Here is a 5,217-nt window from a genome sequence, read left to right on the forward strand (position 1 = left end):
GAAACACCGAAGGGAAGCCCGGAGGAAAGCCCGAGAGGGTGAGTACAAAGGAAGCGACCGTTCCTTGAGAACTCAACAGCGTGCCAAAAATCAACGCCAGATATGTTGATACCCCGTCCGTCGGAACATTCCGATGGTCGAGGTTCCTTTGAAAAAACACAGCGAGGACGCTGTGAACCGCCGGATTATTCCTCCGGTGGTTCCGCTCTCGTGGTGTTGCACCGGCTGTATTAATTTACTGGCCGAGTAAACATTCACGGAGAGTTTGATCCTGGCTCAGGACGAACGCTGGCGGCGTGCTTAACACATGCAAGTCGAACGATGAACCACTTCGGTGGGGATTAGTGGCGAACGGGTGAGTAACACGTGGGCAATCTGCCCTTCACTCTGGGACAAGCCCTGGAAACGGGGTCTAATACCGGATATCACTCTCGCAGGCATCTGTGAGGGTCGAAAGCTCCGGCGGTGAAGGATGAGCCCGCGGCCTATCAGCTTGTTGGTGAGGTAGTGGCTCACCAAGGCGACGACGGGTAGCCGGCCTGAGAGGGCGACCGGCCACACTGGGACTGAGACACGGCCCAGACTCCTACGGGAGGCAGCAGTGGGGAATATTGCACAATGGGCGAAAGCCTGATGCAGCGACGCCGCGTGAGGGATGACGGCCTTCGGGTTGTAAACCTCTTTCAGCAGGGAAGAAGCGAAAGTGACGGTACCTGCAGAAGAAGCGCCGGCTAACTACGTGCCAGCAGCCGCGGTAATACGTAGGGCGCAAGCGTTGTCCGGAATTATTGGGCGTAAAGAGCTCGTAGGCGGCTTGTCACGTCGGGTGTGAAAGCCCGGGGCTTAACCCCGGGTCTGCATTCGATACGGGCTAGCTAGAGTGTGGTAGGGGAGATCGGAATTCCTGGTGTAGCGGTGAAATGCGCAGATATCAGGAGGAACACCGGTGGCGAAGGCGGATCTCTGGGCCATTACTGACGCTGAGGAGCGAAAGCGTGGGGAGCGAACAGGATTAGATACCCTGGTAGTCCACGCCGTAAACGGTGGGAACTAGGTGTTGGCGACATTCCACGTCGTCGGTGCCGCAGCTAACGCATTAAGTTCCCCGCCTGGGGAGTACGGCCGCAAGGCTAAAACTCAAAGGAATTGACGGGGGCCCGCACAAGCAGCGGAGCATGTGGCTTAATTCGACGCAACGCGAAGAACCTTACCAAGGCTTGACATACACCGGAAACATCCAGAGATGGGTGCCCCCTTGTGGTCGGTGTACAGGTGGTGCATGGCTGTCGTCAGCTCGTGTCGTGAGATGTTGGGTTAAGTCCCGCAACGAGCGCAACCCTTGTTCTGTGTTGCCAGCATGCCCTTCGGGGTGATGGGGACTCACAGGAGACCGCCGGGGTCAACTCGGAGGAAGGTGGGGACGACGTCAAGTCATCATGCCCCTTATGTCTTGGGCTGCACACGTGCTACAATGGCCGGTACAATGAGCTGCGATACCGTGAGGTGGAGCGAATCTCAAAAAGCCGGTCTCAGTTCGGATTGGGGTCTGCAACTCGACCCCATGAAGTCGGAGTTGCTAGTAATCGCAGATCAGCATTGCTGCGGTGAATACGTTCCCGGGCCTTGTACACACCGCCCGTCACGTCACGAAAGTTGGTAACACCCGAAGCCGGTGGCCCAACCCCTTGTGGGAGGGAGCTGTCGAAGGTGGGACTAGCGATTGGGACGAAGTCGTAACAAGGTAGCCGTACCGGAAGGTGCGGCTGGATCACCTCCTTTCTAAGGAGCACTTCTTACTCGGTTCGCCGGGTCAGAGGCCAGTACATCGGCGAATGTCTGATGCTGGTTGCTCATGGGTGGAACGTTGATTATTCGGCGCACTTGACCTGCTTCTCTTCCCAGTACTGCTTCGGCGTGGAACGGAACGAGGAGGGGGCGAGGGTGCCGGGCACGCTGTTGGGTGTCTGAGGGAACGAACTTTCCTCAGTCGCCGGCCCCAGTAAACTCGCTGGTTTTCCAGTGGGGTGATGGGTGGCTGGTCGTTGTTTGAGAACTGCACAGTGAACGCGAGCATCTGTGGCCAAGTTTTTAAGGGCGCACGGTGGATGCCTTGGCACCAGGAACCGATGAAGGACGTGGGAGGCCACGATAGTCCCCGGGGAGCCGTCAACCAGGCTTTGATCCGGGGGTTTCCGAATGGGGAAACCCGGCAGTCGTCATGGGCTGTCACCCGCTGCTGAACACATAGGCAGTGTGGAGGGAACGAGGGGAAGTGAAACATCTCAGTACCCTCAGGAAGAGAAAACAACCGTGATTCCGGGAGTAGTGGCGAGCGAAACCGGATGAGGCCAAACCGTATGCGTGTGAGACCCGGCAGGGGTTGCGTATACGGGGTTGTGGGATCTCTCTTCTGTTGTCTGCCGGCAACAGGACGAGTCAGAAACCGTTGATGTAGGCGAAGGACATGCGAAAGGTCCGGCGTAGAGGGTAAGACCCCCGTAGTCGAAACATCAGCGGCTCGTTTGAGAGACACCCAAGTAGCACGGGGCCCGAGAAATCCCGTGTGAATCTGGCGGGACCACCCGCTAAGCCTAAATATTCCCTGGTGACCGATAGCGGATAGTACCGTGAGGGAATGGTGAAAAGTACCCCGGGAGGGGAGTGAAATAGTACCTGAAACCGTGTGCCTACAAGCCGTGGGAGCGTCGGATACAGCTTGCTGTATCTCGTGACTGCGTGCCTTTTGAAGAATGAGCCTGCGAGTTTGCGGTGTGTTGCGAGGTTAACCCGGGTGGGGAAGCCGTAGCGAAAGCGAGTCCGAACAGGGCGTTTCAGTAGCACGCTCAAGACCCGAAGCGGAGTGATCTAGCCATGGGCAGGTTGAAGCGGAGGTAAGACTTCGTGGAGGACCGAACCCACCAGGGTTGAAAACCTGGGGGATGACCTGTGGTTAGGGGTGAAAGGCCAATCAAACTCCGTGATAGCTGGTTCTCCCCGAAATGCATTTAGGTGCAGCGTCGTGTGTTTCTTGCCGGAGGTAGAGCACTGGATAGGCGATGGGCCCTACCGGGTTACTGACCTTAGCCAAACTCCGAATGCCGGTAAGTGAGAGCGCGGCAGTGAGACTGTGGGGGATAAGCTCCATGGTCGAGAGGGAAACAGCCCAGAGCATCGACTAAGGCCCCTAAGCGTACGCTAAGTGGGAAAGGATGTGGAGTCGCACAGACAACCAGGAGGTTGGCTTAGAAGCAGCCACCCTTGAAAGAGTGCGTAATAGCTCACTGGTCTAGTGATTCCGCGCCGACAATGTAGCGGGGCTCAAGCGTACCGCCGAAGTCGTGTCATTCATACAATAGGGCCAACGCCTGTATGGATGGGTAGGGGAGCGTCGTGTGCCGGGTGAAGCAGCACCGGAAGGTAGTTGTGGACGGTTCACGAGTGAGAATGCAGGCATGAGTAGCGATACAAACGTGAGAAACGTTTGCGCCGATTGACTAAGGGTTCCTGGGTCAAGCTGATCTGCCCAGGGTAAGTCGGGACCTAAGGCGAGGCCGACAGGCGTAGTCGATGGATAACCGGTTGATATTCCGGTACCCGCTGTGAAGCGTCAAACATCGAGCATCGTGATGCTAAGGCCGTGAAGCCGTTCCGGACCCTTCGGGGAAAGGAAAGTGGTGGAGCCGCCGGACCAAGCGGTTAGTAGGTGAGTGATGGGGTGACGCAGGAAGGTAGTCCATCCCGGGCGGTGGTTGTCCCGGGGTAAGGGTGTAGGCCGTGCGATAGGTAAATCCGTCGTACGTGTGGCTGAGACCTGATGCCGAGCCGATTGTGGCGAAGTGGATGATCCTATGCTGTCGAGAAAAGCCTCTAGCGAGTTTCATGGCGGCCCGTACCCTAAACCGACTCAGGTGGTCAGGTAGAGAATACCGAGGCGTTCGGGTGAACTATGGTTAAGGAACTCGGCAAAATGCCCCCGTAACTTCGGGAGAAGGGGGGCCACGTCTGGTGATCGGATTTACTCCGTGAGCTGGGGGTGGCCGCAGAGACCAGCGAGAAGCGACTGTTTACTAAAAACACAGGTCCGTGCGAAGCCGTAAGGCGATGTATACGGACTGACGCCTGCCCGGTGCTGGAACGTTAAGGGGACCGGTTAGCTCCATTTCGGTGGGGCGAAGCTGAGAACTTAAGCGCCAGTAAACGGCGGTGGTAACTATAACCATCCTAAGGTAGCGAAATTCCTTGTCGGGTAAGTTCCGACCTGCACGAATGGCGTAACGACTTCTCGACTGTCTCAACCATAGGCCCGGTGAAATTGCACTACGAGTAAAGATGCTCGTTTCGCGCAGCAGGACGGAAAGACCCCGGGACCTTTACTACAGTTTGATATTGGTGTTCGGTTCGGCTTGTGTAGGATAGCTGGGAGACTTTGAAGCGGCCACGCCAGTGGTTGTGGAGTCGTCGTTGAAATACCAGTCTGGTCGTGCTGGATGTCTAACCTCGGTCCGTGATCCGGATCAGGGACAGTGTCTGATGGGTAGTTTAACTGGGGCGGTTGCCTCCTAAAGAGTAACGGAGGCGCCCAAAGGTTCCCTCAGCCTGGTTGGCAATCAGGTGTTGAGTGTAAGTGCACAAGGGAGCTTGACTGTGAGACCGACGGGTCGAGCAGGGACGAAAGTCGGGACTAGTGATCCGGCGGTGGCTTGTGGAAGCGCCGTCGCTCAACGGATAAAAGGTACCCCGGGGATAACAGGCTGATCTTCCCCAAGAGTCCATATCGACGGGATGGTTTGGCACCTCGATGTCGGCTCGTCGCATCCTGGGGCTGGAGTCGGTCCCAAGGGTTGGGCTGTTCGCCCATTAAAGCGGTACGCGAGCTGGGTTTAGAACGTCGTGAGACAGTTCGGTCCCTATCCGCTGTGCGCGTAGGAATATTGAGAAGGGCTGTCCCTAGTACGAGAGGACCGGGACGGACGAACCTCTGGTGTGCCAGTTGTTCTGCCAAGGGCATGGCTGGTTGGCTACGTTCGGGAGGGATAACCGCTGAAAGCATCTAAGCGGGAAGCCTGCTTCGAGATGAGTATTCCCACCTCCTTGAGAGGGTAAGGCTCCCAGTAGACGACTGGGTTGATAGGCCAGATATGGAAGCCTGGTAACGGGTGGAGTTGACTGGTACTAATAGGCCGAGGGCTTGTCCATTGATGCTCGCGTTCACTGTGT

Annotated in this window: 2 rRNA genes; both read left to right on the forward strand. The window is 56.9% G+C overall.

Features of this window, described 5'->3' with window-relative positions:
- Nucleotides 1-253 precede the first annotated feature (253 nt).
- A 16S ribosomal RNA gene (locus ACIRU3_RS47215) occupies nt 254-1,779 on the forward strand.
- Between the two features lie 299 nt (nt 1,780-2,078).
- Nucleotides 2,079-5,196, forward strand: a 23S ribosomal RNA gene (locus ACIRU3_RS47220).
- Together the 16S and 23S rRNA genes form the textbook arrangement of a ribosomal RNA operon.
- Nucleotides 5,197-5,217 lie beyond the last annotated feature (21 nt).

Origin of the sequence: Streptomyces sp. NPDC101151 (assembly GCF_044768335.1) — a bacterium.
In the GTDB taxonomy this organism is placed as follows: domain Bacteria; phylum Actinomycetota; class Actinomycetes; order Streptomycetales; family Streptomycetaceae; genus Streptomyces.